General features: G+C 72.6%; 13 protein-coding genes. 9 read left to right on the plus strand and 4 right to left on the minus strand.

Annotation, left to right across the window (positions count from 1 at the left end):
* Positions 1-24: 24 nt before the first annotated feature.
* From ABZU91_RS00625 to ABZU91_RS00640, 4 genes are all read right to left on the minus strand, one after another.
* Positions 25-606: an isochorismatase family protein gene (locus ABZU91_RS00625; RefSeq protein ID WP_355232832.1), complete on the minus strand. Its 582-nt coding sequence runs from the start codon at positions 604-606 to the stop codon at positions 25-27.
* 72 nt (positions 607-678) lie between these two features.
* Positions 679-1,107, minus strand: a complete 429-nt coding sequence (locus ABZU91_RS00630) for an IPT/TIG domain-containing protein (RefSeq protein WP_355232833.1) — start codon at positions 1,105-1,107, stop codon at positions 679-681.
* 112 nt (positions 1,108-1,219) lie between these two features.
* Positions 1,220-2,506 (minus strand): nicotinate phosphoribosyltransferase, encoded by a 1,287-nt coding sequence (locus tag ABZU91_RS00635; protein ID WP_355232834.1) that lies wholly within the window; start codon positions 2,504-2,506, stop codon positions 1,220-1,222.
* 16 nt (positions 2,507-2,522) lie between these two features.
* Entirely contained in the window at positions 2,523-5,201 is a 2,679-nt protein-coding gene (locus ABZU91_RS00640) for a LuxR C-terminal-related transcriptional regulator (RefSeq protein ID WP_355232835.1), read from the minus strand.
* Positions 5,202-5,398: 197 nt separating this feature from the next.
* On the opposite strand from ABZU91_RS00640, the gene ABZU91_RS00645 reads away from it, so the two are divergent.
* From ABZU91_RS00645 to ABZU91_RS00685, 9 genes are all read left to right on the plus strand, one after another.
* Positions 5,399-6,946, plus strand: a complete 1,548-nt coding sequence (locus tag ABZU91_RS00645) for a hypothetical protein (RefSeq protein WP_355232836.1) — start codon at positions 5,399-5,401, stop codon at positions 6,944-6,946.
* 147 nt (positions 6,947-7,093) lie between these two features.
* Entirely contained in the window at positions 7,094-7,384 is a 291-nt protein-coding gene (gene clpS, locus ABZU91_RS00650) for an ATP-dependent Clp protease adapter ClpS (RefSeq protein WP_234581506.1), read from the plus strand.
* A gap of 2 nt (positions 7,385-7,386) precedes the next feature.
* Entirely contained in the window at positions 7,387-7,887 is a 501-nt protein-coding gene (locus ABZU91_RS00655; protein ID WP_355233076.1) for a DUF2017 domain-containing protein, read from the plus strand.
* A 46-nt stretch (positions 7,888-7,933) separates the two neighbouring features.
* A complete protein-coding gene (locus ABZU91_RS00660; protein WP_355232837.1) occupies positions 7,934-8,422 on the plus strand; it encodes a M67 family metallopeptidase in 489 nt (162 codons plus the stop codon).
* Positions 8,423-8,488: 66 nt separating this feature from the next.
* Complete coding sequence (locus tag ABZU91_RS00665; RefSeq protein WP_355232838.1) at positions 8,489-8,884, plus strand: MoaD/ThiS family protein; 396 nt, start codon at positions 8,489-8,491, stop codon at positions 8,882-8,884.
* An 11-nt stretch (positions 8,885-8,895) separates the two neighbouring features.
* The gene (locus tag ABZU91_RS00670; protein ID WP_355232839.1) at positions 8,896-9,861 is read left to right on the plus strand and encodes a pyridoxal-phosphate dependent enzyme; all 966 of its coding nucleotides are present in this window, start codon (positions 8,896-8,898) and stop codon (positions 9,859-9,861) included.
* Between the two features lie 225 nt (positions 9,862-10,086).
* A complete protein-coding gene (locus ABZU91_RS00675; protein WP_355232840.1) occupies positions 10,087-10,830 on the plus strand; it encodes an MBL fold metallo-hydrolase in 744 nt (247 codons plus the stop codon).
* A 110-nt stretch (positions 10,831-10,940) separates the two neighbouring features.
* Complete coding sequence (locus tag ABZU91_RS00680; protein ID WP_355232841.1) at positions 10,941-12,086, plus strand: glycosyltransferase family 1 protein; 1,146 nt, start codon at positions 10,941-10,943, stop codon at positions 12,084-12,086.
* Entirely contained in the window at positions 12,083-13,252 is a 1,170-nt protein-coding gene (locus ABZU91_RS00685) for a glycosyltransferase (protein ID WP_355232842.1), read from the plus strand. Before ABZU91_RS00680 ends, ABZU91_RS00685 begins: the two co-directional genes overlap by 4 nt.
* The last annotated feature ends 3 nt before the right edge of the window (positions 13,253-13,255 follow it).

A 13,255-nucleotide genomic window follows, 5' to 3' on the forward strand; every position in this document is an offset into this window, starting at 1 on the left:
ACCGTTGGCCAACCAATTACCGCCTCATGCGGCCCTGATCACAGGCTCACCGTGCAGGACCACCCCGGCGCCGTCCATCGCGCGCAGCGCCACGTCGGTGGTCTCCGGGGCGACCGCAGCGGTCAGCTCCAGCAGGACCGTGGTGGCGAAGCCCTCGCGGGCGGCGTCGAGCGCGGTGGCGCGGACGCAGTGGTCGGTGGCGATGCCGACCACGTCGACCCGGTCCACGTCGTGCCGCCGCAGCCAGTCGGCCAGGCACTCGCCGTCGTCGGCGTGCCCCTCGAAGCCGGAGTACGCCGCGGCGTGCTCGCCCTTGTGGAAGATCGCCTCGACCGGCCCGGTCTCCAGCTCCGGGTGGAATTCCGAGCCGCTCGTGCCGACCACGCAGTGCCGGGGCCACGACTCCACGAAGTCCGGCGGATCGCCGAAGTGCGCACCCGGGTCGACGTGGTAGTCCTTGGTGGCGACCACGTGTGTCCACCGGTCCGGCTCGCTGGCGAGCAGCCGGGAGATGCCCGAGGCCACCCCCGCCCCGCCGGCGACGGCCAACGAGCCGCCCTCGCAGAAGTCGTTCTGCACGTCCACGATGATCAGGGCAGTGCCCACCGGAGCGCTCCTTCGGGGGTCGGCTGCCGGGGCCTCAAACGAGCGCGGGCCCGGCCGGGTCGCCCGGCAAGCCTACGCGCCCGGACGGCTGGCGGGTGGCGGCTGGACGCTCGGTGCCGGCCCGGGGTTGGCGGGTGGCGGCTGGGCCTCTGGTTCGTCGGTGTCCGGCAGGTAGGTGTAGGACTTGCCGGAGCCGTTCGGTATCCCGGTGTCCACCCTCACCAGCACCACCCCGGCTGGATGCGGTGGTGTCAGCACGCTCACCGATCCGTCGGGGTTGTACTGCGGATCGGGCGCCCGTGTGTCGCCGAACGTCACGATCAGGTAGGTGCCGTTCCCGAAGTTTGCCCCCCGGATGAGGACCTGCTGCCCGCCCGACTCGGGGCCCTCCGAGGGGTCGATGCTCGTGACGACCGGCCAGGGAGGAACCTCTGCCGGGACCACTGGCCTGTGCGACTGCGCTGCCGCCGGCGTGCTCACCATCGTCAAGATTGGCAGCATCGCGATGAGTACGCGCCGCGTCGATGGCATGGTGGCCCGCCCTAACCTGTCGCTGGAAGCTCCGTTCTGCCTAACGACGGGATGCGCCCAAGGGCTCGATCGTGCTCCCGGTTCAGCCGGCGGGTACGACGGTGACCGGCACGGCGGGGTCACCGGCGGAGAGCTTCAGCCCCTCCCACGGGATGGAGATGAGGCACTCCCGCAGGTGCTCCCGGGACTCGTCGAGGGTGGGCAGGGCCACGGGCTCGCCATCGACCACGTACGAACGCTGAAGCGTCCGGTCGTTGGCCTGCCGGTCGGGCACGCCCTGGGGGACGATGATCTCTTCGGTGGCGGTGCCCGTGGGCTTGTGCCGGCGGACCGCCACCTTGCGCCCCCCGATGGTGGCCTTGTGCTCGGAGCGCTTCACCACCGGCCGGCCGTCCACCTCGACGAGCTTGTAGACCAGGCCCGCGGTGGGCGCTCCGGAGCCGGTGACCACCGCCGTACCCGCGCCGTACATGTCGACCGGCTCGGCGGCCAGGGCGGCGATCGAGTACTCGTCCAGGTCACCCGAGACGATGATCTTGGTTTCGGTGGCACCCAGGGAGTCGAGCAGTTCCCGGGACTGCTGCGCGATCACCGCCAGGTCGCCGGAGTCGATCCGGACCGCCCGCAACTCCGGTCCGGCCACCGCGATGGCGTTGCGGATGCCCTGCGAGATGTCGTACGTGTCGACCAGCAGCGTGGTGTCCCTGCCCAGCGTGGCGACCTGCGAGGCGAACGCCGCCCGCTCGTCGTCGTGCAGAAGGGTGAACGCGTGCGCCGCCGTGCCCGCCGTGGGGATGCCGTAGCGCTCGCCGGCGGCGAGGTTGGAGGTGAACCGGAAGCCGGCCAGGTACGCGGCTCGCGCCGCCGCCACGGCCGCCTCCTCGTGTGCCCGGCGCGACCCCATCTCGATCAGCGCACGACCTCGGGCGGCGGTGACCATCCGCGCTGCGGCGGCCGCCACCGCGCAGTCGTGGTTGAGGACGGACAGCGCGACCGTTTCCAGCACCACGCACTCGGCGAACCCGCCGGAGACCGTCAGGATCGGCGAACCGGGAAAGAACAGCTCACCCTCGGCGTACCCGTCGATGTCACCGGTGAAGCGGTAGTTGGTGAGCCAGGCCGCCGCCGCCTCGTCGACCACTCCGGTGCGGCGCAGGAAGTCGACCTCGGCCGGGTCGAACCGGAAGTCGCGCATCAGCTCGATCAGCCGGGCGGTGCCGGCGACGACGCCGTACCGCCGGCCAGTGGGCAGCCGACGGCTGAACACCTCGAAGACACAGCGGCGGTCGGCGGTGCCGTCCTTGAGTGCCGCGCTGACCATGGTCAGCTCGTAGTGGTCGGTCAGCAGCGCGGGGCGGAGGGTGCTCACCGCCCCAGCCTAAGGTTCAGCCCGAGTCGCCGCCGTCGTGGCCCGGGATCGATCGCAACGCGGCCCACAACTCGGTCCGGGCGGTCACGCCGAGCTTGGTGTAGATCCTTTGCAGGTGGTTCTCGACGGTGCGGGCGGAGAGGTACAGCCGCTCCGCGATGGCCTTGCTGGTCGCGCCGTGGGCGGCGAGGCGCGCCACCTGCCACTCGCGTTCGGTCAGCACCGGCGCTCCGGCCCGTAGCGCCGGTGTCCGGATCAGGTCGCACCGCCCGAGCAATCCGGCCAGCCGTTCGCGCGCCTCGCCGGCGGCCCCCGAGTGCTGCTGGCGCAGCCGGTGCAGGGCCTGGGCGGTGGCCTCGGCGGCGTACACGGTCAACTCCAGCGCTGCGTAGTCGTCGGCCACCGACAGCAGATCCGGGGCCGAGTCGGTCACCGCTGCCCGAGCGTGCCGCGCCAGCAGCGGCGGAAGCACGCCGTCCACCCGCTCGGACAGCTCGGCGAGGCGCTGCGCCACCGTACGCCGACCGCCGTCGGAGCAGGTGGGGCCGACCGGCGAGCCGGCCTGCTCCAACCGCACCAGGTCGTGCAGGACGTGCACCTCGTGCCCGGCGAAGCCGTCCGCGCGCAGACGGTCGGCCAGGTCGCTGAGCTGCTTGACCGCGCCCGGCAGGTCACCCGAGGCGGCCAGCACCGCCCCCCGGGCCTGTTCCAGCCACGGGTAGAGCACCGCCATGCCCGGCGCGTGGGTGCGGTCGGCCTCGGCCATCGCCTCGGTGGCCTGCGCCGCGTCGCCGCGCAGCGCCGCCGCCTGGGCCCGCTCGGCCTGGGCCAGGCCGGCGTAGACCCGGCTGGTGGCCAGCACCGCGCAGGCGCCCAACGAGGTACGCATCGCCGCGTCGCTCTGCCCGCGCAGCCGCGCGGCGTACGCCTGCAGGATCGCCAGGTATCCGGTGCCGAGCCGGAAGTCACCCGCGCCGGCGAGGTCGGCGAACTCGTCGGCCACGATCGCGTCGATCCCGACGAGGTCGCCGGTGAGCATGAGCCGGGTGCCACGGGCCAGCTCCAGGGCCAGTTGCAGGTACGGCATGTCGGTGCGCCAGCTGGCCGCGGCGGAGTGCACCTGGGCGATGGCCGCGCCGCTGCGCGTGAGCTGACCCTCGGCGGCCTGGACGTACGCGATGGTGCTGCGGGCCAGCTCGCGGGCGGCGATGCTGGCCGCGGGCCGATCGAGCACGGCCTGGCTGAGCCGCACGGCGGTGGCCGTGTCGAGCCGGTGCAGTCGCATGATCGCCTCGAAGGCGTGCGCCCGGGCCCGGTCGGCGGAGTCGCCGAGCTGCTCGACCCGGCTCGCGATCTCCTCCACCGTGGACTCTCGACTGAGCCCCCAGTAGCTGACCATGCCGCGGACGGTCAGCCACCGGCACAGGCGGTGCTCGTCGTCCGGCTCCAGGGTCACCGCGTCGAGGACGGTGAGTGCCTCCTCCGGGCGGTCGGCGAACATCAGGATGGTGGCCAGCAGCTCCGCCGCGTCCGGGCCGCCGTCGGCGTGCAGCGCGGCTCGGGCCAGCCGGGTCGCCAACGGTACGTCGTAACGGGTGAACGCCTGCATCGCGGCGTCCACGAGCAGGGCGGCGTCCTGTGCGGTGCCCGAGTCGAGTCGCCAGACCGCCACCCGCAGCAGGTCGTCGCGACGCCGTTTGCCGACCTGCTCCAGCAGCTCGGCGAGGTGCGCCTGCAGACGTCGGGTGCGGCTGACCGGGCAGCGGCGGCGCATCACCTCGCCGTAGAGCGGGTGCGCCAGGCGTACGTTGGTCCGTCGGTCGTGCTGGACCACGCTGATCAGTCCGCGCTCCTCGGCGAACTCCACATCGGACTGCTCGGCGGCCTGGTTGAGCAGGTGCAGCCCGAGTGGCTCGCCGAAGGCGACCAGCTCGACGACCGTACGGACGCCGTCGGTGAGCTTCCCGACACGGGTGTCGATCAGGTCGGTGAGGCTGGGCGCCAGCTCCAGCCGCCCGGTCCACCTCCAGAGGCCGTAGGTGCGTTTCAGCTCCTCGCTGCCGTTGGCGGCGTGCACCAGCTCGCGCAGCAGCAGCGGGTTGCCGGCCGACAGGCGGCCGAGCCGGTCGGCGGAGTTGGCGTCCACGGGGCCGCCCAGGATCGCGGCCAGCAGGCCGGCGGTCTCCGACGGTGGCATCGGGGTCAGCTCGACGTGCTCGACCAGATCGTCGGTCCAGAGTGCGCGGATCGGCAGCGGGATCTGCTCGCCGTCGCGCAGGGTGCCGACGACGGTGGCGTTGTCGGCGCGGGCGACCAGGTGCACCAGCGCGGCGGAGGGCGGGTCGAGCAGGTGTGCGTCGTCGATGGCGAGCACGATCCGGCGGCCGGCGGCCTGCTGTTGCAGAACGCCCAAGGCCCAGCGCAGAATCCCGGCGGGGGAGAGGCCCTGTGGCTGCTCCGCGGGGAGGACCTGCACCAGCCCACCGAACGGCAGCGCCGCGGTGGTGGCGCTGGCCGCGATGGACCAGATGGCGTACCGATCGGTGGGCAGGGTGTTGACGCCCTCGCGTAACAACCGGCTCTTGCCGATGCCGGCGCTGCCGCTGAAGAAGAGCCCCCGGCCGGCCTCGCCGGTAACCGCCGCCAGCAGGCGGTTGAGTTCATCGGTGCGGCCGACGAACTTCCATCGACTCATCCGCGCAGCATATCCATCGAATTCCGTCCGCGCCCGTATCGTCACGCACCGAAGTTGAGTAGTCGCACAATTACCGGTGAGTATCTGCGGTATTCGTCCTGGTCGGCCGGCCCAAAGTACTCTTCGGGCATCCGGCTGATGTCACCGGAATTTCCATGCGACCGGCGCGCCGGTCGCCAGCCCCGGGAGGCCACCCGATGCAGCAGGGCCCTCTCCCCTCGCTCGACTCGTCCGGCGACATGGCCAGCTCAGCCGATCTGCCCAGCTGTGGCCCGCTGCCCACCGAGCTCGAAGTGCCCGGTCCCCGGGCGGACGAGCCGCTCGGCGTGGTCGCCGTCGGTCCCGCCGGCGCCGACCGGCGTGCCGTGCTCGCCACCCTCGTCGGCCTCGACCCGGTGATGCTCACCGTGCCGGCGGGCAGTTGGCTGGTGGTCCGGCACGCCAAGGTGCCGACGCGGGCGGCGTTCGTCCCCGGCTACCGCCAGCCGCACTCGTACGGCGCCGACCGGGACGCGGCCGGTCCGGCGTTGGCCCGCCCGCCACGGCGGGTCGAGCTGAGCGTGCCCGAGCCGCTGCTGCGTCACTTCACCCTGATCGACACGCCGGACACCGGCGCGCTCGGGGTGGCCGGCGTCCGGGTGCTACGCGACGCCGTCGGCCGGGCCGGCGCGCTGCTCTTCGTCATCGCGGCCGACCAGGCGTTCACCGCCCAGGAGCTGAACCTGCTCGCCGAGGTGGCCGCAGCCCCGGTGGAGGTCGTCTTCGCGGTGACGGCCGGCACGGCCGGTTGGGCTCCTCTGACCGACGGCGCGGCGACGGACGACACGGGGGCGTCCGTTGCGTCGGCGGCTGGTCGGGCCGGCGAGGTGGACCCGGTCGCGGTGACCGTCGAGGCGCACCGGGCGGCGCTGCTCGCGGCCGTCCCGTCCCTCGCCGGTGCGCGCTGGTTCCCTGTCGACGGTCCCGAGGCGGCCGCCGACCTGCGTCGGGCGCTGGTGGGCTGGTCGGCGACGGAGGGGTTGCAGCGGGCCAGCGCCGAGCCCCCGGTGTTCCCTGGCCAGCACGATCGCGTGACGGTGGCCGCCGACCCGGGAGACTGGTCCGAACGGCTCGACCGGCGGACCCGTTCGTGCTCCCAGCGGATTCGCCAGCACCTCGCCCTGGAACTGGCGAACATCCATCTGCGGGCCGTCCAGGAGATCGTCTTCGGGGTCGGCCGCGCCGGACTGCCGGATCTGCTCGACCGGGAGATGGCGGCACTGTCGCTGCTGGCCACCGCGCAGTGCGACCAGGCGGTGCGGGGCATCGTGTCCGACGCCACCGCCCAGGTCCTCGGCGGGGCACCAGCGGAGGGGGTTCGCCGTCGGATCGTCACCGCCGTGCAGTACGGCCTGGCCGACCATCGCGCGGGGCGGGACCTGGACCGGGTCCTGCTGGTCACCAGCACGGCGGGTGTCGCCGGGCTGACCGGCACCGAGGCGATCGACGCGCTCGCCGGCTATCCGACGGCGACCCGCGACGAGGTGCTTCCGCCGGTCGCGGTCGCGCTCTCCGGCGGGTGCTGGCAGCAGTGGCGCACCCCGGGAAACGACAACCACAGCGCGGCGCGGGCCTGGTCCCAGCGGGCGCTGCGCGAAGTCGAGTTGGAGCTCTCCCGCGAGATCTCCCGGCGCTTCGAGGTGATCCGCCTCTCGCTGCACGGGGTGCTGTCCGATGCGCTCGACCACGGCATTCTGCTCGCCTGACGCGTGACAGTCGTGTGGCTCGACCCCGCTCCGCGCTTCGCATCCGACGAGGTGCGAGGCAGCTTCGCGGCGGGCACGACGGGCGATCCGTATTCGTCCGGCGTTCCGGTTCTTCGGTTCCGGGAAACCGGTGGCACGATGGGGGGCATGGCGGCTCCACAGGTTGCACCGGTCGAGACGCCGGCCACTGACGAGGTGCCGGCGCCCGACCGGCAATGGGTGACGATCGTGTGGGACGACCCGGTCAACCTGATGACGTACGTGACCTGGGTCTTCCAGAAGCTGTTCGGCTACAGCCGGGAGAGGGCGGAACAGCTCATGCTGGACGTGCACCACAAGGGCCGCGCCGTCGTGTCCACGGGTGCCCGCGAGCGCATGGAGCACGACGCGTCGCAGTTGCACGCGTACGGCCTGTGGGCAACCGTGGATCGCTCGTGAGTATGTTCCGGCGGCAGGCGGGCCGCTACGTCGCCACCTTCGCCGTCGACGAGGTGCGGGTACTGCGCAAGGTCGCCAACGAGGTGGTCGGTCTGCTCACCGACGGGTTCGACCACACCGACCCGGTCGTCGACCGGCTGTTCCCGGCGGCGTATCCCGAGGACACGGCCAGCACAGCGGAGTTCCGCCGCTACACCGAGGGCGACCTGAAGACCGCGAAGATCGACCAGGCCGGGGCCATCCTGGCCGCGCTGCCCGACGAGGCCGGCGGTGAGGTGCGGCTGGACGCCGAGGCGGCCGAGGCGTGGCTGCGGGCGCTCAACGACGCGCGACTGGCGATGGGCGTCCGGTTGGAGATCAAGGACGGCACGGATCTGGGCGAGGAGCTGGACGACGCGGTGACCGAGGACCCGGGGTCCAGCCGGGTGTTCCAGCTGTCGGTCTACGCGTATCTCGGGTATCTCCAGGAGTCCCTGCTCAACGCCTTGATCGACGAGGCGTGACCCGGACCACTTCAGGGCCCGCGTCGTAGGCGTTAGGCTGGTGCACGTGCTGAGCATCGACCGGTCGATCATCGACGCGATCGTCGCCCACGCGCGCCGGGACCACCCCGACGAGGCGTGCGGCGTCGTCGCCGGTGCCGTCGGCAGCGACACCCCGACCCGGCACATTCCGATGGACAATGCCGCGCGCTCCATGACCTTCTACGAGTTCGACTCGGTGGAGCACCTGCGGGTGTGGCGGGAGATGGACGACCGGGACGAGGAGCCCGTCGTCATCTACCACTCGCACACCGCGACCGAGGCGTACCCGTCCCGGACGGATGTCTCCTTCGCCGGTGAGCCGGGAGCGCACTACCTGCTCGTCTCGACCCGGGAGCCCGACTCGGAGGAGATCCGGTCGTTCCGGATCGTCGACGGCGTGGTGACCGAGGAGCCGGTCCAGATCGTGGAGGCCGGGGTCGACCCGCACGCCGTGCAGTCCTACATGTTCGGGCAGAGCCCGGCGACGGTCGACTACGAGTGTTCCGGCCGCTGACCCGTCAGCGTCCGCACCCGTTTCTTCCCGTCACCGTTGGCACACCCGATCAAGGAGCACGACATCATGGCCATCGAAGTTCGCATCCCCACCATCCTGCGTAGCTACACCGGCGGCGCCAAGGTCGTCGAGGGCGCCGGCGACACGCTGGGCGACCTGCTCACCGACCTGGACTCCCGGCACGCCGGGCTGCGTGGCCGGCTGGTCACCGACGCCGGCGTGCTGCACCGCTTCGTGAACGTCTACGTCAACGACGAGGACGTCCGCTTCCTCGGCGCGCTCGACGCGAAGCTCTCCGACGGTGACAGCGTCACCATCCTGCCGGCCGTGGCCGGCGGCGCGTTCGGCTTCGCGGCGGCAGCCGCGATCAGCTCGCACAGCGCGGCGGCAGCCGCGATCAGCTCGCACAGCATCAGCCGGGACAGCGCGGCCGCGGCTCGCGACGCCGTCGCCGCCCGCTGAGGGAGGCCGCCATGGCGCGGTACGACAGCCTGCTCGACGCTTGCGGGGGTACGCCGCTCGTCGGTCTGCCCCGGCTCTCGCCGACGGTGCCCGACGGCGCTCCGCCGGTGCGGCTCTGGGCCAAGCTGGAGGACCGGAACCCGACCGGCAGCATCAAGGATCGCGCGGCGCTGTTCATGGTGCGCGCGGCGGAGGAGGCCGGCCGACTCCGGGCGGGTGACACCATCCTGGAGCCGACCAGCGGCAACACCGGTATCTCGTTGGCCATGGTGGCCAAGCTGCGCGGGTACCGGCTGGTCTGCGTGATGCCTGAGAACGTCTCCATCGAGCGGGTCCAGCTGCTTCGTATGTACGGGGCGGAAATCATCTTCTCGGAGGCGGCCGGCGGCTCCAACCAGGCCGTCGCGACGGCCAAGCAGATCGCCGCCGACCACCCGGACTGGGTGATGCTCTACCAGTACGGCAACGAGGCCAACGCGCGGGCGCACTACGAGACGACCGGCCCGGAGTTGCTGCACGACCTGCCCACCATCACGCACTTCGTGGCCGGGCTGGGCACCACCGGGACGTTGATGGGCACCGGACGCTACCTGCGCGAGAAGATCGAGGGCATCCAGGTCGTGGCGGCCGAGCCGCGCTACGGCGAGCTGGTCTACGGGCTGCGCAACATCGACGAGGGGTACGTGCCGGAGCTGTACGACGCCTCCGTCCTGTCTCGGCGTTTCTCGGTCGGCACCCGGGACGCGGTGCTGCGTACCCGTCAGCTCGTCGAGGTGGAGGGCATCTTCGCCGGGTTCTCCACGGGCGCGATCCTGCACGCCGCGCTCGCGGTGGCCCACGAGGCGGTCCGCGACGGCCGGCGGGCCGACGTGGCGTTCGTGGTCTGCGACGGTGGCTGGAAATACCTGTCCACGGGCGCGTACGGCGGCACCCTCGCGGATGCCGAGGACGCGCTGGAGGGGCAGCTCTGGGCCTGATCGCGGGGTCTGTGGTGGACGGGCCGTCGGCGTACTCGTCGATGGCCCGTTCCCGCGCCCGGCTCGCTGTGAGCAGGTGTCACGTTCGTGACAACTTCCAACGGATGATTCTTGTCCTCGGGTAGCTCAGCGTAGGCTGCGCAGCGTGGCGTACGCGTCGGTAGAGATCATGGCCGGTACGACCGCCGGCAGGAATACTACTGACAGTGACAGTGAGAAAACCCGATGCGACTGACCGTCCTTGGGTGCGCCGGCAGTTTCCCCGGCCCCGAGTCACCGTGCTCCGCCTACCTCGTCGAGGCTGACGGCTTCCGTCTCCTGGTCGACTTCGGTTCGGGGTCGTTGTCCAGCCTCCAGCGTTACGTGGGGCTGCACGCCCCGGACGCGATCCTGCTGACCCACCTGCACTGTGACCACATCCTCGACGCCGTGACGTACGTGGTGGTCCGCCGGTACGCCCCCGAGGGCCCCTACCCGGCGCTGCCGGTGTACGCCCCGGCCGGCGCCCCGGACCGGCTCAGCGCCGCCTACGGCGACGACGGCACGGTGGACGACGTCTACCAGTTCTACGCGCTCCAGCCGGGCACGTTCCCGATCGGGCCGTTCACGGTGACCGTCGACCGGGTCAACCACCCCGTCGAGACGTACGGCGTGCGGTTGGAGCACGACGGCCGCTCGTTGTGCTACTCGTCGGACACCGCTCCCTGCGACGCGTTGCTGCGGCTGGCCCAGAGCGCCGACGTGTTCCTGTGCGAGGCCAGCTACCTCGACGGCGCGGACAATCCTCCGGATCTGCACCTGACCGGGCGGGAGGCGGGTGAGATGGCGACGAAGGCGGCGGTGGGTCGGCTGCTGCTCACCCACCTGGTCGCGGCCTGGGGCAGCGAGGCGCACACGCTGGAGTCGGCTGCCACCTCGTACACCGGACCGCTCGAGGTGGTCCGGGCGGGCGCCAGCTACGACATCTGACCGCGTCGCGGCCACCTGTGTCGTCGATGGCCCGGTGTTGTGCCGTACTGTTCGCCGGCCGGTCAGCGGGCGGTCGCCTGACGCACCCGTGACACCCGCACGGTGTGGACATGCGGATCGCCATCGTGACCGAGTCGTTCCCGCCGGACGTCAACGGCGTCGCGCACTCCGTGGTGCGCACGGCGGAGCACCTGTTGGCCCGTGGCCACGAACCGGTCGTCGTCGCACCCGCGCCCTCGGGGGCCGATCGGCACGGCGCCGACCGGTTGCCGTACCCGGTGGTGCGTATCCCCAGTGTGCCGTTGCCCCGTTATCAGGGTTTCCGGCTGGGCGTCCCGACGACCACCCGTCTGGCGGGGGCGCTGCTGTCGGCGGCCCCGGACGTGGTGCACCTGGCCAGCCCGTTCGTGCTCGGTGCGCGGGCGGCCACTCTCGCCGACCGGTACGGGTTGCCGATGGTGGCGGTCTACCAGACCGACGTCGCGGCGTACGCCAGGGCGTACCGGGTGAGTTGGGGTGAGGCGGCCGCGTGGCGGCGACTCCGGGAGATCCACAATCTGGCCGGGCGGACGCTCGCGCCGTCGACCCGGGCAGCCGCGGACCTGATCGCGAACGGGGTGCAGCGGATCTGGTTGTGGGGCCGGGGTGTGGACGCCGTCCGGTTCGACCCGGCAAAGCGGTGCGTCGAGCTGCGCCGTCGGTTGGCCCCGGGCGGCGAGCTGCTGATCGGCTACGTCGGCCGGCTGGCCCCGGAGAAGCGGGTGGAGCTGTTGGCGGCGACGTCCCGGCTGCCGGGCGTACGGGTGGTGGTGGTCGGCGACGGCCCGGCCCGTCGTCAGCTCGAGCGGGCGTTGCCGGGGGTGACCTTCCTGGGTGTGCGGCACGGCGAGGACCTGGCGCGGCTCTACGCCAGCCTGGACGTGTTCGTGCACACCGGGCCGCACGAGACGTTCGGCCAGACCCTGCAGGAGGCATTGGCCTCCGGGGTGCCGGTGGTCGCGCCGGCCAGCGGCGGGCCGGTCGACCTGGTCGACTCGGGAACGACCGGGCTGCTGGTCCCGCCGGGCGACGGGGAGGCTCTGGCCGCCGCCGTGGCCGAGCTGACCGGGGACGCCGACCGGCGTCGGACGTACGGGGTGGCGGCCCGCGCCGCGGTGCGACGGCGTAGCTGGGCGGCCGTCGGCGACGAGCTGGTCGGGCACTATCACGCGGTACGCGCCAGCGCCGCCACCGTCGGCCTGCCGGCTGCCTCGTGACGGGAACGGCCGGTGGGCTGCGGATCGTCCGGCTCGCCAACTTCGTGACCGAGCGCTCCGGGGGCCTGCGTACCGCGCTGCGGCACCTCGGCGAGGGTTACCGCGCGGCGGGGCACGATCCGGTGCTGGTGGTGCCCGGTCGACGGGACGCCCACGAGTGGCACCCGTGGGGTCGGGTCGTCACCCTGCCGGGCCCGGAGCTGCCGGGCACGGGTGGTTACCGGGTGCTTGCCGGACGGCGGCGGTTGGCCCGGGTGCTCGCCGAGCTGGCACCGGACCGGTTGGAGGTGTCCGACCGGTCGTCGCTGCGGTGGACGGGAGGTTGGGCGAGGGCGCACGGGGTGCCGTCCGTGATGGTCTCGCACGAGTCGCTGACCGGGCTGCTCGGTCAGTGGGGTGTGCCGGACGTGCTGCGCCGCCCGACCGCCGACCGGCTCAACCGGGCCACCAGCCGGGCGTACGACCGGATCGTGTGCACGACCCGGTGGGCGGCCGAGGAGTTCGCGCGCATCGGGGCCGACAACGTGCACCTGGTGCCGCTCGGCGTGGACCTGGACATCTTCGCACCGGACCGGGCCGACCCGCGGCTGCGGGAACGCTACGCCGACCCGACCGAGCTGCTGCTCGTACACTGCGCCCGGTTGTCTCCGGAGAAGCGGCCGGAGCTGGCGGTCGAAGCCCTCGCCGAGCTGCGCCGGGCCGGCGTGCCGGCGGTTCTGGTGCTGGCCGGGGACGGCCCGCTGCGCGCATCCCTGGCCCGTCGGGCGGCCGGCCTGCCGGTCACGTTCACCGGCTTCCTGCCCGACCGTGCCGGGATGGCCGCGCTGCTCGCCAGCGCGGACGTGGTGCTGGCACCCGGCCCGGTGGAGACCTTCGGCCTGGCCGGGCTGGAGGCGCTGGCCTGTGGCACGCCGGTGGTGGTCAACGCTGCCAGCGCGTTGCCCGAGGTGGTCGGCTCGGCCGGACTGGCCGCGTACGGCTCCGGAGCGTCGCTGGCCGAGGCCGTGCTGCGCCTCGCGGCCCGCCCGGAGGCCCAGCGGCGGCGGGCTGCCCGGGCGCGGGCCGAGGAGTTCGGCTGGCCGGCGGCGGTCGCCGGGTTCCTCGAGGCACACGGCGCGGACGTGCCGCGGGACACCCAGGTCGAGGGGGATCGCCGCACCGCATAGGGT

Source organism: Micromonospora sp. NPDC005174 (assembly GCF_040608495.1).
Classification (GTDB): Bacteria; Actinomycetota; Actinomycetes; order Mycobacteriales; family Micromonosporaceae; genus Micromonospora.